The organism is Vibrio sp. Vb1554 (assembly GCF_033344235.1).
Genome location: NZ_JAWPOJ010000024.1, coordinates 24,917 through 48,770, shown reverse-complemented (window position 1 = coordinate 48,770; position 23,854 = coordinate 24,917). Strand labels below are relative to the sequence as shown.

Genomic DNA, 23,854 nt, shown 5'->3' with positions numbered 1-23,854 from the left:
CAAAACAAAAAGGGAGCCTGAGCTCCCTTCAACAATCATAATGCTGGGTGATTAACCTTGCATTTGCTTCTCTTTGATTTCTGCAAGTGTTTTACAGTCAATACAAAGGTCAGCGGTTGGACGTGCTTCAAGACGGCGAACGCCAATCTCTACGCCACAAGACTCACAGAAGCCAAAATCGTCTTCTTTGATTTTATCCAAAGTCTTTTCAATCTTCTTGATCAAACGGCGTTCGCGGTCACGGTTACGCAGTTCTAGGCTGAACTCTTCCTCTTGAGAGGCGCGGTCAACTGGATCTGGGAAGTTTGCTGCTTCGTCCTGCATGTGGTGAACAGTACGATCCACTTCAGCTCTTAGCTGGTCGCGCCAAGCTGTTAAGATTTTCGTAAAGTGTTCAACCTGCTCTGGTGACATGTACTCTTCACCAGGTTTTTCCTGATATGGCTCCACGCCGGCAATGGCTAGGATGCCTATCGTTTTCTTCTTTGATTCTGGCATACAGCATCTCCTACTTACACCTAGTCAACTGCTACGCAGTCAATTTAAGGCGGGTATCTATAGCAAAAAGAGGCGGTGCAAGCAAATACTGAATCGCAAAGTTATCGTCAATGTGAAGACGACATCATTTTTTCTCTTAATTGATAAAATCAATAGCGGAAATCAGCTTCATTCCAGTATCGCTCAGTTCAGCTTTGTAGCAGAGAACTTCCACTCCAGCGTCTTGTGCTTGTTTGAGTAATAGTGAATATTTCGCGTCTATATGGTGCGCCGCGGATACTTTTTCAATACCTGAATGTAAAACAGTGAATAAAAGTATGGCTCTACTTCCATTTTGTGCCATTTCTGTGAGCTCTCTCAGGTGTTTTTGTCCCCGAGTCGTGACCGCATCTGGGAAGTATCCTTGTCCAGTAGAGTCGGTCTCATCAAGAAGAGTGACGCTTTTCACTTCTATATAGCACTTTGGCTTGTCGTCTGCGCTGAGCAAGATATCAATTCGGCTATTTTCATTGCCGTATTTCACCTCAGTTTGAAGTGTGTCATAACCACAAAGCTCTGAAATGACATTATTTTCAATAGCCTCTACGGCTAATTGATTGGCGCGCGCGGTATTGATACAAATACGGTGGCCTTGTTCGGTTTCACTCAACTCCCAACTATTGGGGTATTTTCGTTTCGGGTTGTCGGAAGTAGAAAACCAAACCTTGTTTCCGGGCGTAGCACAACCCGTCATTGCACCTGTATTTGCGCAGTGGATTGTACGGATTTCACCAGTATCGAGCTCGATATCGGCAAGAAAGCGTTTATAACGTTTGAGTAGAGTGGCGGACTCTAAAGCGGGTGTGAAATGCATTTGCTTATTTAGACAAAAAATTTTTTATGTACAATGTTGCCACCATTACACCATAAGGTATTTCCTTTGTCACAATTGCCGATTGAAGCCGTGATGCCTGAGTTGCTGACGGCGGTCAAAAATCAACATCAAGTGATCTTAAAAGCGGCGCCTGGTGCCGGTAAGTCGACTTACTTCCCTTTGCAGTTACTCTTAAATCATTCGGTTGCTGGAAAAATCATCATGCTTGAGCCAAGACGACTCGCGGCGCGTAACATTGCCCGTTATCTTGCTGAGCAATTGGGAGAACAAGTTGGTCAACGCGTGGGTTATCGAGTTCGTGGCGAGGCAAAGGTAAGTTCTGCAACGCAGCTGGAGATCGTGACCGAAGGGATCATGACCAGGATGATCCAAACTGACCCTGAACTGGATGGGGTTGATCTACTGATCTTTGATGAGTTTCATGAACGCAGCATTCATGCCGATACCGCTTTGGCATTCAGTTTAGAAGTTCAAGAGACATTGCGAGACGATCTCAAGCTGGTGGTAATGTCGGCAACGCTTGACCAACAAGCATTACAATCGTTGTTGCCGGAAGCCAGTTACATTGAATCTGAAGGGCGCAGCTTTGATGTGGCAATGCGCTACCAGCCGTTAGGTGTGAACGAGCATTTACCTACGAGTATGGCAAAAACAATAGAAAGTCTTATGAACAAAGAGTCCGGATCTTTGTTGGCTTTCCTGCCGGGTGTTGGTGCCATAAAACAAGTTGAAGAGCGGTTGTCTCATTTAGCGGATGATATCGACATATGCCCACTTTATGGTCAACTGAGTTTTGCAGATCAACAAAAAGCGATTACGCCAGCAGAACAAGGTAAGCGTAAAGTCGTTCTAGCGACCAACATTGCAGAAACTTCACTAACGATTGAAGGCATTCGCCTCGTGGTTGATTCTGGGTTAGAGCGTATTGCCCGCTTTGATTTGAAAAACGGTTTAACACGCTTAGAGCAAACACGCATTGCACAGTCTTCAGCGATTCAGCGTGCAGGACGAGCGGGACGAATAGAAGAGGGCATTTGTGTTCGTCTTTATTCTGAAAGCCAGTTCAAGCAGCAACCGCTGGTTCCCCTACCCGAAATTTTGCATTCCGATTTGGCTAGTTTAGTTATGGAGCTTGCCTTTTGGGGAACGGGTGATATCCACGATCTAAAGTGGCTTGATGTTCCCGCTAATGCGTCATTGGAACAAGCGAAGCAGCTATTGGTGTCATTGGGACTACTGACGGAAAAAGGGCAATTAACGTCCGAAGGAAAACAGGCGCATGAACTAGGCGTTGAGCCTCGTGCGGCTGCGATGCTAATTAAAGCGCTATCTTACAGTGATAAGATGTTAAATGCTGCTTTGGCGGCGGTCGCACTGATTGAAGAGCCAGAGAGAAATGTTACCAATATCGCTCATAGCTTGCATCGTTGGCTTGTTGGTACTCATCCAAAAAAGTCGATGTTGTTCAAGCGTGCTCAATCTCTGGCGTACAAATTGGATACGGTATTTGACCTGAAAGGCGTGGATGAAGATGCATTACCGCTGGTGTTAAGTTTGGCATTTCCAGATCGCATTGCGCAGCAGCGCACAAATCAATTTGGGCGATTTACTTTGGCTAATGGTCATGGTGCAGAATGTCATCAGGAAGACATGCTAGGTGGCTGTGAGTATTTGGTTGCCGTTGACTTAATGCGTTCTCATTCTAATTCAAGTCAAATTCATTCGGCATGTGAATTGGATGTCAATATATTGCGAACGACCTTTGATACGCTATTTTCGTCTGAAGAAGTAGTGGACTGGGATGAAAAAAGAGGCCGTCTAATAGCTGAGCGACAAACAAAACTCGGTCTGCTGGTCGTTGAACGCGAGCCGTTGCCAAGCCCGGGCAAAGAAAAAATGACACAAGCTTTACTCACGTATGTCCGCCGCCAGGGCTTACAGAGTCTAAACTGGACACCGGCAGCGGAGAGCTTGTTGGCTCGGATTCGTTGTGCGGTGGAATGGTTACCTGAGCAGTCATGGCCAGTGTTTGATGAAGCCAGTTTGCTGGATTCATTAGAGGAGTGGTTAGAACCATACATGACGTCTGTCAGCTCGGTTAAAGACCTGAGCAAGATAAACTTGGTCGAAGCGCTTAATGCTCTATTAGGTTGGCCACTCAATCAACAACTGGATGAATGGTTACCTGAGCATTACCAACTACCCACAGGTTCAAAGAAGCGTATCCGTTACCAATATGGCCACGAGCCGATATTATCGGTGCGTATGCAAGAAGTATTTGGGGAGAGTGGTTCCCCAACGGTAGCTCTTGGCCGCAAGCGTTTGGTGCTTGAACTGCTTTCACCGGCACAACGTCCATTGCAAGTAACGTCGGACTTGGCGGCTTTCTGGAACGGAAGCTACAAAGACGTTCAAAAAGAGATGAAAGGGCGCTACCCAAAACACGTTTGGCCAGATGATCCTGCCAATCATGTAGCAACAACGAAAACAAAAAGACAATTGAATAATGACTGACAGCAAGAAGCCTAGCGCGAAAAAAGCGCCAGCGAAGAAAAGTACAACCAATAAAGGAACCGCAAAACAGACTCGACGTACGCCGAGTAAAAAGCCGACTAACGAGAAACGTTCGTGGTTGAAAGTTCTGTGGTCGTTTAGCTGGAAAGCTGGCGTTGCACTTGCCGCTGTTTTGCTGTTTGTTGGGATTTACTTAGATAGTGTGGTGAAAGAACGCTTTGAAGGTCAGCTGTTTGAGCTGCCAACGGTGGTTTATGCCCGTATCTTGAATCTAAGCCCTGGTGAGAATATCACCATCCAAGAACTGCGCAACGAGCTAGATGTGTTGAATTACCGTAAAGTGAGTCAACCTCGTTACCCAGGCGAATATTCCTCTTCTTCCACTCGGATTGAATTGATTCGTCGTCCATTCGAGTTTGCCGATGGTCCCGAGCCGGATCGTCACATTATGCTGCATTTCTCTGATTCCGGCTTGCAACGTATTCAGTCTTTAGAATCTCGAGGAGACCTTGGTTACTTGCGCCTAGAACCGAAGATGTTGGGCATGCTGGAGAAAGACCGTGATGAACAGCGCCTTTTCTTACGTCGTGATCAGTTCCCTGAAATTTTGGTGGATGCACTGCTTGCGACCGAAGACCGGGATTTTTATCAACATGACGGGGTGTCACCGCTCGCGATTGCACGTGCATTGGTTGCGAACATTAAGGCGGGTCGTACTGTTCAAGGTGGTAGTACGCTGACTCAGCAATTGGCAAAAAACCTGTTTTTGACTCGTGATAAAACACTGTGGCGTAAAGTTCGAGAAGCGTATATCGCGCTAATTTTGGATTACCGTTACAGCAAAGATCGTATCTTAGAAGCCTACCTAAACGAAGTGTACCTAGGTCAAAGTGGAGGTGAAGCGATCCACGGGTTTGGCTTGGCGTCGCGTTATTATTTTGGGCAGCCAATTCAGGAGTTGCGAATCGATCAATTGGCGATGTTAGTTGGGATGGTAAAAGGACCGTCTTACTACAACCCAATTCGTTACCCTGAGAGAACGAAAGAGCGTCGTGATCTCGTTCTGCGCCTGTTAATGCAGCAAAACATGTTGACTTCAGAGCAGTATGAACAAGCTGTAAGTCGTCCACTCGATACGCAAAGCAAGCCACGTATTGCGAGCCGTCAGCCAGCTTATTTCCAACAATTGAGTATTGAATTAAAAGAAAAAGTTGGGGAGCGATTTAAGGCAGAGACCGGACTGCGCGTATTTACGTCTCTGGACCCAGTATCGCAAAGCAAAATGGAACAAGCTATCGCGAAAAAGATCCCAGAACTAGCTAAACGGGGTGGTAAAGAGTTAGAAGCCGCAGCTGTGGCCGTTGATCGCCATAGTGGTGAAATCCGTGCGATGGTAGGTGGTAAACGTGTCGGTTATGAAGGCTTTAACCGCGCGCTCAATGCCAGTCGTCCGATTGGTTCTTTAGTGAAACCAGCGATTTACTTAACGGCTCTAGAACAACCGGATAAATACAACCTAGGCACGACGCTACACGACACGCCGTTAAGTCTGAAGAGCAGTAAAGGTAACGTGTGGACGCCGCGCAACTACGATAGAAAATATCGTGGTGATGTGCCACTTTACATTGCTTTAGCGAAATCACTTAACGTACCGACCGTGCGCTTAGGTATGGCACTTGGCATTCCTGAAGTGTCCAATACTTTAGAGCGTTTGGGCGTGAACAAAGACGAAATTCGCCCAGTGCCTTCGATGTTTTTGGGTTCGTTTTCTTTGACGCCATTCGAAGTTGCACAGATGTATCAGACTCTGACGAATTCAGGTAAGCGTGCAAAACTGACCGCTCTGCGCTCAGTCATGGATATGGAAGGTAATGTGCTGTATCAATCCTTGCCTCGTTCATCAAGAGCCGTGGATGAACAAGCTGCATGGCTAACGACCTACGCGATGAAACAAGGGGTTGCTCAAGGCACTGGCCGCTTCTTACAAAGCCAGTTTGGTTGGGCTGCATTGGCAGGAAAAACGGGTACCAGTAATGACAACCGCGATAGTTGGTTTGTCGGTGTTGATGGTCGTGAGGTGACGACAATTTGGCTAGGCCGTGACGATAATAAACCCGTGAATCTAACAGGGTCGAGTGGTGCATTACGAGTGTACGCAGAGTACTTGAAGCAGCGTATTCCTGAGCGTTTAGAGCTCCCATGGCCAAGAGAAATCACCACATTAGGGTTCAAGCCTACATCTGATGGAGGTTTAGAAATGAACTGCCGTAGTGATTACAAACTGCCGATTTGGGATAAAACCGGTCAGATAAAGCAACAGTGTGAGAAGAAATCAAACTGGTTAAATAGCATATTTGATTGGTAGCATCGCCAAATCAACAACATTAGCTTGTTTATCTGATTAATTCTTAGTACATATTAGGGCGTGTTAGTACAGTACTGCTAGCACGCCCTACTTGATCAGATATTCAATAAAGGAAGAAGTGAATGTTCAAAAAGCTGTTATCAAGCCCATCGGTTCGCAACTTTGCGCTTTGGGTTAGTACCTTTTTGATGATCACTCCTTCTGTTTCCCTCGCAAACTCTCTAACAAAAACGGATGACTTGGAACCTCGACCAAAGGTGGCGGTTGTGCTCGCTGGTGGCGGAGCGAAAGGGGCGGCACACATTGGAGTTTTAAAAGCATTGGAAGAAATGCAGATCCCTGTGGATATTGTGACCGGTACCAGTATGGGCGCCTATGTGGGTGGGCTTTATGCCACGGGTATGAGTGCTGATGAAATCGAGAGTTTTATCTACACCGTCGATTGGGGCAGCGGTTATCGAGATCGTGTTGACCGTAGCCAACGTCGAGTTCGTGACAAAGAGTATGAAGACCGCTATCAAATTAATACCGATCTCGGCTTAAGGTTCGGTGAGGTACGAGCACCAACGGGTGTGGTGCAAGGCCAGAACATGTTGCGAGTATTGCGTGAGACTACAGGGAACTTAGGGCGATTCGATTCTTTTGATGATCTTGCCATTCCTTATCGTTCTGTTGCGACTGATATTCTTGCCCTAGAAGAAGTCGTACTGGGCAATGGTTACCTTGTGGACGCCATGATGGCTAGCATGTCTGTACCAGGAGCGCTTCCTCCTTATAAGCTCAATGGCCATATGCTTGTTGATGGCGGTGTCGTCAATAACATGCCTGTCGATGTGGCTCGCGCCATGGGGGCTGATGTCGTTATTGCCGTCGATATTAGCACCGATTACAAAACCGAAGATGAATTTACGGGGCTGTTTACTGTCGCGGACCAACTCTCTAACTATCTCGTTCGTCGTAGTACACAACAGCAAGTGGACGAGCTTGAACCTCAAGATATCTATATTCGTCCCAATGTGGGCACCATGGAAACTGTCGAGTTCGACAAAATGCCTTGGGCTTTTCAAGCTGGGTACGATATTACCAAGCAGTTAAAAGACAAGCTGAAAGGGTTGCGCTTGTCCAATGCGGACTATCAAAAATACATCGATCGCAAACAAGAAGTTCGTAAAACTTTGATTTATGGCGATCAGCGTGTGGTTGATGACATAGTGATTGTTAATAATACGCACTACAGCGATGTGTTGTTGACGAATCGTATTGAACTAGAAACCGGACGTCGTATTTCAACGGCCGAAATTGAGAAAGCCGTTGAAAACCTCTACGCGTTAGATCGGTTCGAGCTCATCACTTATCACTTTGAAGAGGTTGATGGTGAGACATTGTTGGTTTTTGATGTTAACGAGAAGTCGTGGGGGCCTAATTATCTCAACTTCCGATTTTTTCTTGAAGATGACTTCGATACAGATAGCCAGTACGGCATAGGAATATCGACCAACTTCACCAATTTAAACTCTCATGGCGCGGAGTTGGCGTTCAACGTAGAAATGGGCACGGATAAGCTGATTGAAGCTGAGTTGTATTCCCCTGTTTTATCTAGCCAAGAACTTTTTGTATCGGGGCGAATTTCCTATGGTAGTGAGAGCCGAAACTTACCTTTAACAGAGCCTCAAGCACCAGATTTAGAGTCAGTAAATGACTTTTTTCCGGTCACTTACGATGATTTTACAACAGAGTTAGCGATAGGTATCCAATCCACATTGTGGCAAGAACTTCGATTTGGCGCTCGCTACTCAACCGGAGATATTGAGCTTTCTACTTTGGCTTCTGCTGGTAAATTGGATTTTGAACGTCGTGGCCTGTTTGCCAATTATCGCCTAGATACACTTGATGATTTCGCATTTCCGACTCGTGGGCTTTTAGTCGATCTCGAATATTTAGTGTCTCATGATCAAAGTCCTCAAGGCGTTAGCCTTTTAGAAACTGACAAAATTATTGAAGATACCGTTTATGAAATCTCTGCACGATTTAAAGGTGCAGTGAGTCATCAGCGTCATACTTTAGTCGGACATGCTGAATATAGTTTTGTAGAGAGTAAAAACTCATCTTTACCGCTTGATCCCAGAGAGTTGGGCGGCTTTTTAAGCCTATCGGGAATCCCAAGAAATAGCCTGATCGGACAGAACTTATTTTTCAGCAGTTTGGTGTACCGATATAAGTGGTTTGATAATGATTTCGGATTGTTTGAAGCTCCAGTCTACCTGGGCGCATCGGTCGAATATGGCGGTGTTTGGTCTGATAATGATCTGAAACTAAACGAAGCGCCGCTTTACAATGCTGGTTCCATCTTCTTTGGTGTTGACTCACCAATAGGACCAATAATGTTGGCATACGGTCGTACCGAGCAAGATTTGGATGCTGTGTATTTGATCGTAGGAACATCGTTTAATTAACCGGGTATGAGAAAGCAAAAACTTGGCATATTTGGTCAAAATTAGCAGAACTTTAGTCGTAAGTTGCTATGTTGGTCAAAATGATAAGATTTTAATTTAAGGTTAAATTTGCTATTATTTTGCCCACAGTTTGGCCTCTACGGCGCTGTTTCTCAATCATAATTGAATGAAAACAAGGGCAATGGAGAGCCAAGTTTCCAAGGATGTTCACTCCTTTACTTTAACAATAGTAATAATAGAGGAGGAACCGCAATGAGAGGAAAAAGTCGTGCTTGAAGCCTACCGTAAACACGTCGAAGAGCGTGCTGCTGAAGGAGTTGTTCCTAAACCGCTAGACGCAGAACAAGTTGCTGGACTTGTAGAACTTCTGAAAAATCCCCCGCAAGGTGAAGAAGAAGTCATTCTTGACCTACTTGAAAACCGTATCCCTCCAGGTGTTGATGAAGCTGCTTATGTAAAAGCGGGTTTCCTAACAGCAGTAGCAAAAGGTGAAGTTAAATCACCATTAGTGAGTCGTGAAAAAGCGGCTGAACTGCTAGGCACTATGCAAGGTGGTTACAACATCGAACCGCTAGTTGAGCTATTGGATGATGAAGCACTGGCAGAGATCGCAGTAAAAGCGCTGTCTCATACGCTGCTGATGTTTGATGCTTTCTATGACGTAGAAGAGAAAGCGAAAGCTGGCAATGCGCATGCACAGAAAGTACTTCAATCATGGGCTGATGCTGAGTGGTTCCTTTCTAAGCCTAAGCTTGAAGAAAAAGTCACTCTAACCGTATTTAAAGTAACAGGTGAAACGAACACGGATGACCTTTCACCTGCACCTGACGCTTGGTCTCGCCCTGATATTCCAGTACACGCACTGGCGATGCTTAAAAACGAGCGTGAAGGAATAAACCCTGATCAACCGGGTACTATTGGCCCGATCAAGCAAATTGAAGAGTTAAAAGACAAAGGTCATCAATTGGTTTACGTTGGTGATGTTGTTGGTACTGGCTCTTCACGTAAATCGGCAACAAACTCAGTGCTTTGGTTTATGGGTGATGATATCCCTTACGTTCCAAACAAACGAGCTGGTGGGTATGTGCTTGGTGGCAAAATTGCCCCTATCTTCTTTAACACAATGGAAGATGCTGGCGCACTACCAATCGAAGTTGACGTAACTAAGCTCAACATGGGCGATGTTATCGATGTTTACCCATATGAAGGTAAAGTTTGCAACCACGAAACTGGTGAGGTTCTAGCTGAGTTCTCGCTAAAAACAGAAGTACTGATTGATGAAGTTCGTGCTGGTGGTCGTATCCCATTGATCATCGGTCGTGGTTTGACAGACAAAGCGCGTCAATCGCTAGGTCTTGAGCCTTCGGACGTATTCCGCAAACCTGGTGAAATCGCAGATTCTGGTAAAGGCTACACGCTTGCACAGAAAATGGTTGGTAAAGCATGTGGCGTAGAAGGCATCCGTCCTGGAACCTACTGTGAGCCGAAAATGACGACAGTAGGTTCGCAAGATACTACTGGCCCTATGACTCGTGATGAACTTAAAGACTTGGCGTGTCTCGGCTTCTCTGCTGATCTTGTCATGCAGTCTTTCTGTCACACATCGGCTTATCCAAAACCAGTAGACGTTAACACTCACCATACACTTCCGGACTTTATTATGAACCGCGGTGGTGTATCTCTTCGTCCTGGTGACGGTATTATCCACTCATGGCTAAACCGTATGCTACTACCGGATACTGTCGGTACGGGTGGGGACTCACATACTCGTTTCCCTCTGGGTATTTCATTCCCAGCAGGCTCGGGCTTGGTTGCCTTTGCAGCTGCGACAGGCGTTATGCCGCTAGACATGCCAGAGTCAATCTTGGTTCGTTTTAAAGGTGAAATGCAACCGGGTATTACACTGCGTGATCTTGTTCATGCCATCCCTTACTACGCGATTCAGCAAGGTCTACTAACGGTAGAGAAAGCGGGCAAGATCAACGAATTTTCTGGCCGTATCCTTGAGATTGAAGGCTTAGAAACGCTAACGGTTGAGCAAGCATTTGAGCTTTCTGATGCATCTGCAGAGCGTTCGGCGGCAGGTTGTACTGTGAAATTGTCTCAAGAGTCGATCGAAGAGTACTTAAACTCTAACATCGTGATGCTGAAGTGGATGATCTCTGAAGGCTACGGTGATCGCCGTACTATCGAGCGCCGCATTACAGCAATGCAAGAGTGGCTAGCAAACCCTGAGCTGATGCAAGCAGATAAAGACGCTGAATACGCACATGTGATTGAAATCGATATGGCTGAAATCAATGAGCCAGTACTATGTGCACCGAATGACCCAGATGACGCTCGTTTGTTGTCTGAAGTACAAGGCACAGCGATTGATGAAGTGTTCATCGGTTCTTGTATGACGAACATCGGTCACTTCCGCGCAGCAGGTAAATTGCTTGATAAGTTCAATGGCCAGTTAGCAACGCGCCTTTGGGTAGCGCCACCAACAAAGATGGATAAAGACCAACTGATTGAAGAAGGCTACTACGGTATCTTCGGACGTGCAGGGGTTCGTATTGAAACGCCAGGGTGTTCACTTTGTATGGGTAACCAAGCACGTGTTGCAGATAAATCAACAGTAATGTCGACTTCAACGCGTAACTTCCCGAACCGTCTGGGTACTGGGGCGAATGTTTACCTATCGTCAGCTGAGCTAGCTGCAGTAGGTGCAATTCTAGGTAAGATTCCAACCAAAGAAGAATACCTAGAATACGCGAAGCAAATCGACGCTACGGCAACGGATACATACCGCTACTTGAACTTCCATAAAATGGATCAATACACCAAGAAAGCGGAAGAAGTGATCTTCCAAGAACCGGCATAATCAGAAATGCACAATTCAAAAGCACCTCATATGAGGTGCTTTTTTTATGGGAGCAATTCGCTATACTCGCACCAAATTGATACGAAATAGGCAATCTCGGTGGAATTTGAATTCATTCGTAACACGTTGATGGGCGAGTACTACGTAAAATGTAGCATGGGACATGAGATTGTAGGGCGCTGGTTGCAAGAAGAAATTGGCAAAGAGCCGATGAAGATTGCACAGGTTGAAAAGCTAATTGAGCGGTCATTTTCAGCGCCTTCTCAGGAGCATAACCTAACAGGCACGGAAATTAGCTTGATGATTCAGGGCGACGAAGTTCTTGTACAAGAAAACGCATTAGCCCATGAATATGATGTCGAGATGGAAAGTGAGTTCGACTTCTACAATGCAGAAAGTACAGCAAGTTGTGGGATAGAGGATTTCATGGCACTTATCGAACAGTGGAAAGACTTTTTGAACATTTAATGCACAGTTTTGGGTAACTTCTCTGCCGTTGCTTTAAATTTGTGAAAAGGGCGCACCGATATGGTGCGCTCTTTTTGTTTATAGATATGTAAATTGAGGTTAGTTTTTATTATTCAATAACTTAAAAACTTGGCACGTAGATTGGATTATAAGAAGTGTTTCAGGATGAAAGCTTCGGAGATAACTCAATGAAAATAATCAATGCCATTATTAAGCCGTTTAAATTAGACGATGTACGAGAAGCATTGGCTGATGTCGGTATCGAAGGGATGACAGTATCAGAAGTTAAAGGGTTCGGTCGTCAAAAAGGTCACACGGAATTGTATCGCGGTGCAGAGTATCAAGTCGATTTTCTACCAAAGGTGAAAATTGAAATCGCGACTCACGCAGACAATGTAGATCGCGTTGTTGAAGCAATTACAAAAGCTGCGCAAACCGGAAAAATCGGCGACGGTAAAATTTTTGTTTACGATCTGAACCAAGCGGTGCGTATCCGAACTGGCGAAATGGACGCAGAAGCACTTTAAGAATTCAAAGGATTGGAGATACTTATTATGGAATTAGCAACAACAGTAACCGAGTTACGTTACGCACTTGACACCTTTTTCTTCCTCATTTCCGGTGCGTTGGTAATGTGGATGGCAGCAGGCTTTGCGATGCTAGAGGCTGGCCTTGTGCGCTCTAAAAACACAACAGAAATTCTTACGAAGAACATCTGTTTGTACGCCATCGCATGTACGATGTTTCTGATTGTCGGTTATAACATCATGTATGTCGATAATGGAGAAGGAGGCTGGTTACCTTCATTTGGTACGTTAATTGGTACTCAAGGTGAAGGGGCCGACCACTCTTTAGAGTCTGACTTCTTCTTCCAAGTTGTCTTCGTTGCAACTGCCATGTCCGTCGTTTCTGGTGCGGTAGCTGAGCGCATGAAGCTTTGGTCTTTCTTGATTTTCTCTGCGATTTTAACTGCGTTTATCTATCCAATGGAAGGTTACTGGACATGGGGTGGAGGCTTCCTAGCAGAAGCTGGATTTAGTGACTTTGCGGGTTCTGGTATCGTACATATGGCAGGTGCTTCTGCTGCTCTAGCTGGTGTGTTACTGCTTGGCGCGCGTAAGGGTAAGTACGGTAAAAATGGTGAAATTTATCCGATTCCAGGTTCTAACATGCCTTTGGCAACGTTGGGTACTTTTATCCTTTGGTTTGGCTGGTTTGGATTTAACGGTGGTTCTCAGTTGATGGTTTCAGATTTTGAGAATGCTACAGCGGTAGGTCAGATCTTTCTAAACACTAACGCAGCAGCGGCTGCCGGTGCAATTGCGGCGCTATTCGTTTGTAAAACTACTTGGGGTAAAGCCGATTTAACGATGATTCTCAATGGCGCGCTAGCTGGCTTGGTTGCCATCACTGCAGACCCTCTATCGCCATCACCACTGTACGCGGTTGCGATTGGTGCGGTGTCGGGTGCACTAGTAGTATTCAGTATCATTGCTCTAGATAAACTTAAAATTGACGATCCAGTAGGTGCTATCTCAGTTCATGGTGTGTGTGGTTTCTTCGGCCTAATGGTAGTGCCACTGAGCAACGGTGATGCAACGTTTGGTGCTCAGCTTTTAGGTGCCGTAGTTATCTTTGCTTGGGTATTTGGTGCCAGCCTAGTTGTGTGGGCAATCTTGAAAGCAACCGTCGGGATTCGCGTTACAGAAGATGAAGAAATGGAAGGTATGGACATGCATGATTGTGGTGTTGGTGCTTACCCAGAGTTTGTTACGGTGAAATAATCATTAGCTTGTAATAAATGGTTACACACTTAACACAATAAAACCTGCTCCGATGAGCAGGTTTTTTAATATTCGTCATTGTCTTCTTATTGAACATACATATAATAACGCAACTGATAAACGTTATCATTAGCATGGTAAAGGATTAAACAATGAAAAAACTGCTAACTCTTTCAGCACTAACTTGCGCTACTCTAGCTCCAACAGCAATGGCTGCTGAAGAAGTGAACGTCTACTCTTACCGTCAACCTTTTCTAGTTGAACCTATGTTCAATGAGTTCACTAAAGAAACTGGTATCAAAGTAAACGTAAAATTTGCTAAAAAAGGCTTAGCAGAAAAGCTAGCTCAAGAAGGTGAGTACAGCCCTGCTGACGTTATTCTTACGACAGACATCAGCCGTCTAGCTGAACTGACAAACAAAGGTTTAGTTCAGAAAGTCGATAGCAAAATCATTGAAGAAAACGTACCTGCTCAATACCAAGATAAAGAGAATGAGTGGTTTGCTCTAACTCTACGTTCTCGTAGCGTTTATTCATCACGTGATCGCGTGGGTAAACTAGGCGCAGATTTCAACTACGCAGACTTAGCTAAGCCAGAGTTCAAAGGTAAAATTTGTACTCGTAGCGGTAAGCACCCGTACAACGTTTCTCTAGTTTCAGCAATGATTGCTCACAATGGCGAAGCAGAAACCAAAGAGTGGTTGGAAGGTGTGAAAGCAAACCTTGCTCGCAAACCACAAGGCAACGATCGTGCACAAGTTAAAGCGATCAAAGAAGGCCTATGTGATGTTTCTCTAGGTAACAGCTACTACCTAGGTAAAATGGTTAACGACAAAGAGCAAAAAGCTTGGGCTGATGCAGTTTACATCAACTTCCCTAACCAAGAGACTACAGGCACTCACGTGAATATCTCTGGTATGGCGATGGCGAAGTACTCTCCAAACAAAGACAATGCTGTGAAGCTAATGGAATTCCTAACGGGTGACAAAGCGCAGCAAATGTACGCAGAAGTTAATTACGAGTACCCAGTTAAAGAAGGCGTGAAGCGTTCTGAGCTTGTGGAATCTTGGGGTGACTTTAAAGCAGACAAGCTTTCTCTAGACGATATTGCAGCCAACCACGAAGCGGCAATTAAGCTATTAGACGAAGTGAAATTTGACCTTTAATTCCTTGTGGGGGTATAACAGTACCCCCATTTGATTAAAGGATATGAGATGTATTTGCAACAGCATTTGTATTTCATACAGCCTTGCAGTAATTAGGCGATGAAAGATAAACACTCTTTATGGAAAACCAGTAGTGGGGTAATAACTCTGCTACTGGTTTTGCCGATCTTAGCGATCTTCTACACCGCGATTGGTGAAACGGATGATTTGTTTGCTCATTTAATGGCAACGGTCATGCCGACTTATATTTTTAACACGGTTGCGCTAACTGTTGGCGTAATGGTGCTGTCCTTAATTCTTGGTATTCCAAGCGCTTGGATAATGGCCATGTGTAAACTGCCGACCGAAAAATGGTTGCAGTGGGCATTGGTGCTACCTCTTGCGATGCCAGGTTATATCATTGGTTATATTTTTACGGATTGGTTTGATTTTGCTGGCCCGATTCAAATCTTTTTGCGTGATGTAACCGGATGGGGACCTAGCGAGTATTGGTTCCCTGACATTCGTACGTTGCCTGGCGCGACCTTTGTGTTAGCTTTGGTGTTGTATCCTTACGTGTATTTATTGTGCCGGGCTGCGTTTATGGAGCAAAATGTCTCTTTATTGCAAAGCGCGCGTTTGCTCAAGTGCTCTCCATGGGAAAGCTTTTGGCGCATCTCGTTGCCGTTAGTAAGACCCTCTATCGCAGTGGGTTTATCATTGGTCGCAATGGAGACCATCGGTGACTTTGGTACGGTAAGTTACTTCGCGGTGAATACGTTAACCACAGCGGTCTACGATACTTGGTTGGGGTACTCTAATCTTAATGCGGCAGCCAAGATTTCTGCCATGATGCTCGTCATTGTAGTACTGCTTCTTAGTGCCGAACGATACAGCCGCCGTAAACAAAAGCTTTTTCAAAGCCAATTTAACAGTCACGAAGATTTTCGTTACGAGTTGACGGGCTGGAAAAAGTGGACCGCACTGGTTTGGTGCTGGGGCTTGGTTTCGGTCGCGTTTATTTTGCCGCTACTACAGCTGATTGATTATGCGATCACTTATTTTGCGCAGAGTTGGACCTCAGAGTTTCGTGAATACGCATGGAACAGCTTAGTTGTGTCTGTTATTGCTGCGATTATTGGTGTTGCTGTCGCACTGATCGTTAACTTTACCCATCGAGTCAATGGTAAACGAGAAAGCTTGGCATTTATGCGTCTTTCTTCTATGGGCTATGCAGTACCAGGAACGGTACTAGCCATCGGTGTGATGGTCGCTGTGCTGTTTATGGATCATCGTGTCAACGACGTTGCTAAAGCCATGGAGTGGGGAAGACCGGGACTTATTTTTTCTGGCTCCATGTTCGCCCTGGTTTTTGCCATGGTTGTGCGCTTTTCAGCGGTGGCGATTGGTAGTATCGAAAGTAATTTAAATAAAATTTCTCCGTCGTTAGATATGGCATCGCGCACTATGGGTTGTAAGCCCAATGTCATGCTGTGGCGCGTGCACTTTCCGCTGGTTAAGCGCGGTGCACTGATTGCGGCTTTATTAGTGTTTATCGAGTCGATGAAAGAGCTTAATGCGGCTTTGTTACTTCGTCCGTTTAACTTTGAAACACTAGCCACATACGTTTATAACTTCGCCTCGGATGAGCATTTAGAATTGGCCGCTTTGCCAGCGGTTCTGTTGGTTCTTGTTGGGTTGATCCCGCTTGTTGTTGTTAACCGTTCACTGGAGCAAAATCACTGATGAGCTGTGCATTATCAATTAAAAACCTAACGTGCCAATATGATGATCAAACCGTACTCGAATCATTGTCTCTTGAGGTAGAACAAGGGCAGATTGTCTGTTTGCTAGGAGCTAGTGGCTGTGGGAAAACAACACTATTAAAGGCCGTTGCGGGATTATTGCCGTTAACGTCAGGCGAAATGAGTCTAAATTGCGTCACAATTGATGATGGGGAAAACTGGTTGCCGCCAGAACAGCGTAATATAGGGATGATTTTCCAAGATTACGCACTTTTTCCTCACTTGACGGTGGAGCAAAACATTGCCTTTGGCTTAAAGCAGTGCTCGACAAAAGAGAAAAATGCCAAAGTTCAAGAGATGTTAGAACTCGTGCATCTTCAAGGTTATGGCGATCGTTATCCTCATCAATTGTCTGGTGGACAGCAGCAGCGTGTTGCGATTGCTCGCTCATTAGCTTACAGCCCAGACTTACTGTTACTGGATGAACCGTTTTCTAATATTGATACGCAAGTTCGCCATGAGTTGATAAGTGAGATCCGTAAGATTTTTAAGGCGCAAGGCGTGACTGCCATTTTTGTTACGCATAGCCGTGAAGAGGCTTTTGCTTTCGCCGATAAAATGGCAGTGATGAACAATGGAGTCATCGAGCAATATGGCACAGCATCTGAGCTTTACTACCAGCCTTCAAGTAAATTTGTCGCTGATTTCTTAGGGGGTGGCAGTTACCTTGCTGCTAAACGGGTTTCGAATTCAGAATATGAAACCCACTTGGGCGTGGTTGAAGCCACGGCTCAACAAGATATTCCAGTACAGGCGGAGTGCTCTTTACTGCTAAGACCGCAGTATGTGCAAATTCAATCCGATGAAGATAGTTCGGTAACCGTATTGGAACAGCATTTTATGGGTGATCACTGCCGTTATGTGATTAACGCGAATGGTGACCGTTTGTTAGCTACAGCTTCGCAAGCATTAAATATAGGTGAGTCCGTCGCGGTGAAAATTGAAACGCAAGGCGTTCTGGCATTTGCTTAACGCTCCTGAGTATCTTTGCTATCTCGTTTACGACTTTCCAACATACAATAAAAAAGCCCGGCTGTGGAGCCGGGCAAGTGCTCTTCTCCTGTTGATGAGCGCCTTTTCAGACAGCGTCGACTCTCACCATAGTGCTCGAAGCGGGCACAAGGTTCAGTTATAAAAACAAGAAGTCTTTAAACTGTTGAAGAACACGTTCCGCAGTGTCCTTATCTTGCATCTCTGCAAAAATTCGTAGCAGTGGCTCAGTGCCAGAGAAGCGTGCGATGATCCAACCGCTGTTTTTGAAGTAGACTTTCGCACCATCTTCATAGCTGACTTTTTCGATTTCAAACTCAAACTCAGGCAACTGCTTTTCAACATAAATCTTGTTGAACAGTACGTCTTTTTGTGCTGGTTTGAACTTGCAATCGCCTTCTGCCATGTAGGCATAGCCGTACTTGCCGTAGATTTCATCCAGCAACTCAGACAGCTTCTTGCCGGTTACTGAAATCATTTCTACCAATAGGCTTGATGCGAATACGCCGTCTTTACCTTTGATGTGGCCGCGAATGGTTAGGCCACCAGAGCTTTCCCCGCCAATCAGTGAGTCATCCGCTTCCATTTGGGAGCTGATGTGCTTAAAGCCTACAGGAACCTCAAAGCATTTCTCGCCATGATCTTCGGCGACTTTATCGAGAAGGTGGGTGGTTGCGATGTTACGTACCACGGAGCCTTTCCAGCCTTTGTATTCAAGTAGGTAGTAGTAAAGCAGCAGTAGCACTTCATTTGGATGAATGAAGTTACCTTTTTCGTCGATAATACCAAGACGGTCCGCATCGCCATCAGTACCGATGCCAATATCGTAACCTTGCTCTTTCACTAGGTGCATCAAACGGTAGAGTGTTGCAGCGCTTGGCGAAGGCATTAACCCACCGAAGTCTGGGTTTTTGCCATCGTTAATCACATCAACGTCACAGCGGCCGTTGATTAATACGGTTTGCAGTGCGTTTTTCGCGACACCAAACATTGGGTCGATCAAAACACGTAAATTCGCCTTCTTGATCGCTCCGATGTCGATAAAGTCGATGATTGAGTCAACGAATTCGTTCATCGGATTGATGATTTCAATCAGCTTATCTTCAACCGCTTGTTCAAAGTCGACGCTTTTTACATCTTGCGCAGTGAGCTCGTCTATTTGTGATTCGATTTTTTGGGTGATGATTTCATCTGCGTCACGACCGCCTTCAATGAAGACTTTAATGCCGTTGTAATCGGCAGGGTTGTGTGATGCGGTAATACATGCCGAGTATGCGCAGCCCATTTCTTTCGCTTTAAACATTACGATAGGTGTTGGGACAAATTTGTCGATAAAGCTAACCATAATGCCGTTTGCTGCTAGAACTTCAGCGAACCAACGACCTGCTTTATCGGAAAGAAAACGACGGTCATAGCCAATCACAAAACCGCGATCAGCAACCGATTCGTTATTCGTGATGTTTGCAACTGCTTGGGCAACCAAGCGTACGTTATCTTTGGTGAACTCCTCACCAATAAATGCACGCCAACCGCCTGTACCAAATTTGATCATGATTCGATCCTCGATAAGAGCGGCATCCCACCGCGTCTTAAATCTTTGCTAGCGAACCGATGCACTTGTAAAACATAAATGCACCGGATAAATCAAAAGGGGAGAAGGACTCCTCCAAAAGATGATTAACCTAGAGTAACGATAACTTCGTTTACTGAACCTTCCGCTTGAACTGGGACAGAGGCACCATTTACAGCTTCACCGTTCACGGTAATCGACTTAACGCCTTTGCTTACTGAGTTTGGGTTAACGACTTTGATGTTGTACGTTGCTCCTAGCCATTGGCGAGTCACTTCGAAACCAGGCCAGTTCGTTGGGATACATGGATCTATAGTTAGGCCATCGAAGCCTGTACGCACACCAAGGATAAAGTTGGTAACAGCGAAGTAAGCCCAGCCTGACGTACCTGTTAACCATGGGTGGTTTGCACGACCGTGGTCTTGGTGGTCACGACCCATGATGAACTGTACGTATGAGTATGGTTCTGCAATACGTTTTTCGATGATGTCGTTCTGGTTGTATGGGTTAAGTGCATCGTAGAACTTCATTGCACGATCACCACGACCCAGTTTCGCTTCAGCTACCCAAGCCCATGGATTTGGATGCGAGAAGATCGCACCGTTCTCTTTTACGCCTTGGTAAACACGAGTTACGAAGCCGATATCATCATTCGGTGTTGCAAAAGATGGTGAGTTTAGGTGGAGGCCGTATTCAGAGAATAGGTTCTCATCGACAGCGTCCATCGCTTTTTCGCCGCGCTCTTGAGATACCGCACCAGAAAGTACCGCAAGTGTGTTTGACTCTAGGTGTACACGACCTTCTTTTTGTTGCGCTGTACCGATCTTTTCGCCGTTTTTCGTTAGACCACGGATATACCAGCCGCCTTCTTCGTCCCAAAGGTGTGTTTCACACGCTTCACGCACGTTTGCTGCCATCTCGGTGTATTTTTCAACGTCGGCTTCCTTACCTAGGTATTTCGCTAGGTCGATGAACTCCTGCAGTGCCCAGAAATGTAGGAACGACACCATTGAAGATTCGCCGCCACCTAGGTTCAGACAGTCGTTCCAGTCTGCACGCAGACCTTTACAGATACCGGTTTGACCTACGTATTCAGCCGAGAAGTCTAGCGCGGCTTTCATGTGGTCATAAACCGTTGCATCGCCACCGTCGGCGTAAGGGATCACTTCGTCGAAGAAGCTGTGCTCACCGGTTTCCATCACGTACTTACAGATGGTTGGAACTAGCCATAGGTGATCATCAGAACAGGTGTCTTCGATGCCGTGAATTTTGTCTTCATCAGAAGGTGTTGGAACTACGGTTGGAGATTTAGATGGTTTAACATCCGCTTTTTCTGGATCAAACCAATCTGGATCGAATAGGTGTAGACCGTAGCCCGCTTTTACTTGGCCGCGCAGTAGGTCAACGATACGTTTGCGCGTCATTGCTGGGTTAGCGTGAGGAACTGAGATTGCATCTTGCGCTGTATCGCGGTAACCAAGACCAGTACGGCCTCCCACCTCGATGAATGAAGCAAAGCGAGACCACACCACACACGTTTCCGCTTGGTATAACGTCCAAGCGTTGATCATGGTATCTAGACCTTCGTTTGGTGATTTCACTTGGAACTTGCCACAACGCTCATCCCAGTGTGCTTTGATACCCGCAAATGCGTTGTCGACTTCTGCAAGGTCTTGGTACTTAGCACGCAGACGCTCTCCGTTGCCTTTACCGATACCGAGAATGTAAGCAAAGCGAACTTCTTCACCCGGCTGAATAGTAAATTGCTTATGCAAAGAGCCACAGTGGTTGTAACAAGTTTGCGCTGTATTGAAACACTTACCTTGTTCTACTGCTAACGGGTTTGCTTCGTCACGGTATAGGCCTAGGAAGCTGTCACGTTGGCCGTCGTATGAATCTGGGGCAAATGTTGAAGCTAGGTAGTAGAAGCCTTCGAAATCGTTGGTGTTGTAGTACAGGTCGTACTCTATCACGCCTTCGTTGTAAGCCGTACCTGCCGAGTACAGAGACATCTGATGGTTTTGGTTATCAGATTGAATGTGGCTGAATGAGAACTCAACAAATGAGAATGCACTGATCGTACGTGGTTTGTCAGAGGTGTTTTTAATCACTACATCCCAGATTTCAGCGTCTTCGCCTTTTGGCACGAACAGAGTTTTTGTTGCGGTAATACCGCTGTATTCACATTTGAACTTAGAGTAAGACAAGCCGTGACGAACTTCGTAGTTTGCTTCGTCTAGGCTCTTCGCAACTGGTTGCCAAGAGATTGACCAGTAATCACCTGTCTCATCATCACGCAAGTAAACGTAGTGTCCTGGGCGATCGAATGTCGCATTTGGACGGAATTTAGTAACACGGTTGTATTCTGGAGAGTTGTAGAACGAGTAGCCACCCGCGTTGTGCGAGATAACCGTACAGAACTTCTCAGTACCTAGGTAGTTGGTCCATGGTGCTGGTACGTCAGGGCGAGTGATGACGTATTCGCGATTCTCGTTATCGAAATAGCCGTATTTCATTTGTGTCTTTCCTTTTTACGAAGCTGCATCAGCAGCCAAAATTTAAAAACTCTTCAAGCGTGATGTTTCGACATCAGTTTTGTATTACTTCCACGGTTTACGGTAATTCACTCCCTGCAAATCAAGCAGAGGTAGATGGCCTTTCAAGCGTGATAAATAGTCGGTCCAATCTCGGTGTTGTTTGTCTGTCCAACATGCTTCTGCCATTGCAGTTAAACGAGGGAAGATCATGTAGTCCATGCGAGGTTGGTTATTGATAATTTCGCACCATAATGCTGTTTGAATGCCCCAAATGCGCTTACGTATTGGGTCGTCAGCAGGCACTTCAGCGAGCGGCTCGTAGTTGTAAGCTTTTTCTAGTGGCAGTGGGTTTGCCCAGTCCACGCCCGGTTCTTCAGGTGCGTAGTCTTGGGTCATATCTAGGTAAGTGGTTTGTGCTGGTTGCAGCACCACATCAAAGCCTTGGCGAGCACAGTTCAAGGCCGCTTCTTCGCTTAGCCATGAGTAGATCACCGTATCTTTACTGACTTTGTCGCCGTGTTGAGCTTCTTCCCAGCCCAGCATGCGTTTGCCCAATTTACGAAGTTTGTCTTCGGCATAACGCAAGAAGTGTCCTTGCAAATCTTTGTAGTCGCTGTAACCCAGTTGTTCCATTAGTGCTTGGCATGCTGGGCTTTTTGACCATACGCCGTTAGGTACTTCGTCGGCACCAATATGAACGTAAGGCGCAGGAAAAAGCGCAGAGACTTCTTCTAGCACTTTGTCGATAAATTCATAGCTCCCCGGCAGAGCTGGGTTAATGACGTTGTCGTTGTAATGCTGAATACTGCGGTATTCGGTGGTATCTTCCGCTTCTACCAATAGGTGTGGTAACGACTTGATGGCGGCTCGGCAATGACCAGGTACATCAATTTCAGGAATGATGGTGATGCCGCGTTGCGATGCAAATTCGATAACGTCTTTGATGTCTTCTTGTGTGTAGAAGCCGCCGTAACGTTCATCAAAGTGCGTGTACTGTGGTTCATTGATCTCATCCAATCCGCGCCAAGCACCAATATCGGTCAGTTGAGGCAGTGATTTGATTTCAATTCGCCAACCCTCATCGTCGGTGAGATGCCAATGGAACGTATTGAACTTGTAATGAGCCAGTTGGTTGATCAAGCGTTTGACTTGCTCAACGGAGTGAAAATGACGAGCACAATCCAGCATCATGCCGCGGTATCGAAAACGAGGGCTGTCTTTGATCGAGCAGCACACCACTTCCATGGTGTTGGTGTTCTCGTCTCGTTTTAGTAGTTGCAATAAGGTCGCACAAGCATGGGTAAAGCCAGACGAAGACCCTGCCTCAATCTTGATCGACTCTTCTGATACTTTTAACTTGTAAGCGCCTTCATCTAGCGTAGGGTTACTTTTGAACAGGATTTTTCCGCTGTTGGATGAAGAAAGCTCAAACTGATGAATACGCTGGAGCTCTTCCTGTAACCACGTTTTTGCTGAGTTGGCTAAGTCAGTATAAATTGCCACGCCAGCTTGCTCGTCAAACGTGAACGAGTGGTCACTGACCTCAATATGATTAGGCTTTGGCAGCAACGGCTGTGCATGGGTTAAGCTTGCAGGAATCTCACTGCGTTCACGGTAAGGTGACGCTAAAACGATAGGAGTTACATCCACTTGTGCGCGCTGTGGGTTTCCGTCAACGACAAAGTCGATCATCGCTTCATTAAAGCCATCCGAGTAATAACGGAATGGGTTTGAACCAATACTGAATTCACAGTAATAGTGATGGTTGGCAGCCAGTACCAGCCCTTCTGGCTTAAGTGTGCAAAAACTACCAATTTGAGTCAGTTGACCATTTGAAACGCTGTCTGGAAGAATGTAACGATCGAAAGCGAAAGTTAAGCTCCAGCTGTTTAGGTCTTGGTCGCTCAAGTTATGAAAGGTGAGGCCAAAGCGGCAGTTTTGTTTCTGCTCAGAAAGGACTACGAGATCAACACGATATTCCATAT

15 protein-coding genes are annotated in these 23,854 nt (G+C 45.7%); 10 read left to right on the top strand and 5 right to left on the bottom strand.

The window, feature by feature from the left end; translation table 11 throughout:
* Positions 1 to 51 precede the first annotated feature (51 nt).
* Both dksA and sfsA read right to left on the bottom strand, forming a co-directional pair.
* Positions 52 to 498, bottom strand: a complete 447-nt coding sequence (dksA, locus tag R8N28_RS18035) for an RNA polymerase-binding protein DksA (RefSeq protein ID WP_005386584.1) — start codon at positions 496 to 498, stop codon at positions 52 to 54.
* A gap of 136 nt (positions 499 to 634) precedes the next feature.
* Positions 635 to 1,351 carry a DNA/RNA nuclease SfsA gene (gene sfsA / locus R8N28_RS18030; protein ID WP_017635909.1) on the bottom strand — a complete coding sequence of 239 codons (717 nt, stop codon included), beginning with the start codon at positions 1,349 to 1,351 and terminating at the stop codon, positions 635 to 637.
* Between the two features lie 66 nt (positions 1,352 to 1,417).
* Between sfsA and hrpB the strand changes: the two genes are divergently transcribed.
* The 10 genes from hrpB (at position 1,418) to R8N28_RS17980 (ending at position 17,744) form a co-directional block, all read left to right on the top strand.
* Complete coding sequence (hrpB, locus tag R8N28_RS18025) at positions 1,418 to 3,886, top strand: ATP-dependent helicase HrpB (protein ID WP_065274833.1); 2,469 nt, start codon at positions 1,418 to 1,420, stop codon at positions 3,884 to 3,886.
* Positions 3,879 to 6,251: a penicillin-binding protein 1B gene (gene mrcB / locus R8N28_RS18020; protein ID WP_053306758.1), complete on the top strand. Its 2,373-nt coding sequence runs from the start codon at positions 3,879 to 3,881 to the stop codon at positions 6,249 to 6,251. The genes hrpB and mrcB overlap by 8 nt, the downstream gene beginning before the upstream one ends.
* Positions 6,252 to 6,373: 122 nt before the next feature.
* Positions 6,374 to 8,704: a patatin-like phospholipase family protein gene (locus R8N28_RS18015; RefSeq protein ID WP_065274832.1), complete on the top strand. Its 2,331-nt coding sequence runs from the start codon at positions 6,374 to 6,376 to the stop codon at positions 8,702 to 8,704.
* A 268-nt stretch (positions 8,705 to 8,972) separates the two neighbouring features.
* Positions 8,973 to 11,570: a bifunctional aconitate hydratase 2/2-methylisocitrate dehydratase gene (gene acnB, locus R8N28_RS18010; protein WP_065274831.1), complete on the top strand. Its 2,598-nt coding sequence runs from the start codon at positions 8,973 to 8,975 to the stop codon at positions 11,568 to 11,570.
* A gap of 99 nt (positions 11,571 to 11,669) precedes the next feature.
* Positions 11,670 to 12,038 carry a YacL family protein gene (locus R8N28_RS18005; protein WP_065274830.1) on the top strand — a complete coding sequence of 123 codons (369 nt, stop codon included), beginning with the start codon at positions 11,670 to 11,672 and terminating at the stop codon, positions 12,036 to 12,038.
* 188 nt (positions 12,039 to 12,226) lie between these two features.
* Complete coding sequence (locus R8N28_RS18000) at positions 12,227 to 12,565, top strand: P-II family nitrogen regulator (RefSeq protein WP_005386570.1); 339 nt, start codon at positions 12,227 to 12,229, stop codon at positions 12,563 to 12,565.
* 27 nt (positions 12,566 to 12,592) lie between these two features.
* Positions 12,593 to 13,822 (top strand): ammonium transporter, encoded by a 1,230-nt coding sequence (locus R8N28_RS17995; RefSeq protein WP_047102648.1) that lies wholly within the window; start codon positions 12,593 to 12,595, stop codon positions 13,820 to 13,822.
* A gap of 152 nt (positions 13,823 to 13,974) precedes the next feature.
* Complete coding sequence (locus R8N28_RS17990; protein ID WP_005386566.1) at positions 13,975 to 14,988, top strand: Fe(3+) ABC transporter substrate-binding protein; 1,014 nt, start codon at positions 13,975 to 13,977, stop codon at positions 14,986 to 14,988.
* A 99-nt stretch (positions 14,989 to 15,087) separates the two neighbouring features.
* Positions 15,088 to 16,713 carry an ABC transporter permease gene (locus R8N28_RS17985; protein ID WP_065274829.1) on the top strand — a complete coding sequence of 542 codons (1,626 nt, stop codon included), beginning with the start codon at positions 15,088 to 15,090 and terminating at the stop codon, positions 16,711 to 16,713.
* Positions 16,713 to 17,744: an ABC transporter ATP-binding protein gene (locus R8N28_RS17980; RefSeq protein WP_065274828.1), complete on the top strand. Its 1,032-nt coding sequence runs from the start codon at positions 16,713 to 16,715 to the stop codon at positions 17,742 to 17,744. The genes R8N28_RS17985 and R8N28_RS17980 overlap by 1 nt, the downstream gene beginning before the upstream one ends.
* A gap of 157 nt (positions 17,745 to 17,901) precedes the next feature.
* Here the strand turns inward: R8N28_RS17980 and R8N28_RS17975 are convergent, their stop codons facing one another.
* The 3 genes from R8N28_RS17975 to R8N28_RS17965 form a co-directional block, all read right to left on the bottom strand.
* Complete coding sequence (locus R8N28_RS17975; RefSeq protein ID WP_065274827.1) at positions 17,902 to 19,314, bottom strand: phosphoglucomutase/phosphomannomutase family protein; 1,413 nt, start codon at positions 19,312 to 19,314, stop codon at positions 17,902 to 17,904.
* Positions 19,315 to 19,439: 125 nt separating this feature from the next.
* Entirely contained in the window at positions 19,440 to 21,848 is a 2,409-nt protein-coding gene (locus R8N28_RS17970) for a GH36-type glycosyl hydrolase domain-containing protein (protein ID WP_206959610.1), read from the bottom strand.
* Positions 21,849 to 21,932: 84 nt separating this feature from the next.
* On the bottom strand, positions 21,933 to 23,852 hold the full coding sequence (locus R8N28_RS17965) for a beta-N-acetylhexosaminidase (protein WP_065274825.1): 1,920 nt from the start codon (positions 23,850 to 23,852) through the stop codon (positions 21,933 to 21,935).
* Positions 23,853 to 23,854: the final 2 nt, after the last annotated feature.

Bases quoted from the DNA above. Each gene is read 5' to 3' on its own strand.
- dksA (WP_005386584.1), bottom strand. From the start codon at position 498: ATGCCAGAATCAAAGAAGAAAACGATAGGCATCCTAGCCATTGCCGGC.
- sfsA (WP_017635909.1), bottom strand. From the start codon at position 1,351: ATGCATTTCACACCCGCTTTAGAGTCCGCCACTCTACTCAAACGTTAT.
- mrcB (WP_053306758.1), top strand. From the start codon at position 3,879: ATGACTGACAGCAAGAAGCCTAGCGCGAAAAAAGCGCCAGCGAAGAAA.
- R8N28_RS18015 (WP_065274832.1), top strand. From the start codon at position 6,374: ATGTTCAAAAAGCTGTTATCAAGCCCATCGGTTCGCAACTTTGCGCTT.
- R8N28_RS18000 (WP_005386570.1), top strand. From the start codon at position 12,227: ATGAAAATAATCAATGCCATTATTAAGCCGTTTAAATTAGACGATGTA.
- R8N28_RS17995 (WP_047102648.1), top strand. From the start codon at position 12,593: ATGGAATTAGCAACAACAGTAACCGAGTTACGTTACGCACTTGACACC.
- R8N28_RS17990 (WP_005386566.1), top strand. From the start codon at position 13,975: ATGAAAAAACTGCTAACTCTTTCAGCACTAACTTGCGCTACTCTAGCT.
- R8N28_RS17985 (WP_065274829.1), top strand. From the start codon at position 15,088: ATGAAAGATAAACACTCTTTATGGAAAACCAGTAGTGGGGTAATAACT.
- R8N28_RS17980 (WP_065274828.1), top strand. From the start codon at position 16,713: ATGAGCTGTGCATTATCAATTAAAAACCTAACGTGCCAATATGATGAT.
- R8N28_RS17975 (WP_065274827.1), bottom strand. From the start codon at position 19,314: ATGATCAAATTTGGTACAGGCGGTTGGCGTGCATTTATTGGTGAGGAG.
- R8N28_RS17970 (WP_206959610.1), bottom strand. From the start codon at position 21,848: ATGAAATACGGCTATTTCGATAACGAGAATCGCGAATACGTCATCACT.
- R8N28_RS17965 (WP_065274825.1), bottom strand. From the start codon at position 23,852: ATGGAATATCGTGTTGATCTCGTAGTCCTTTCTGAGCAGAAACAAAAC.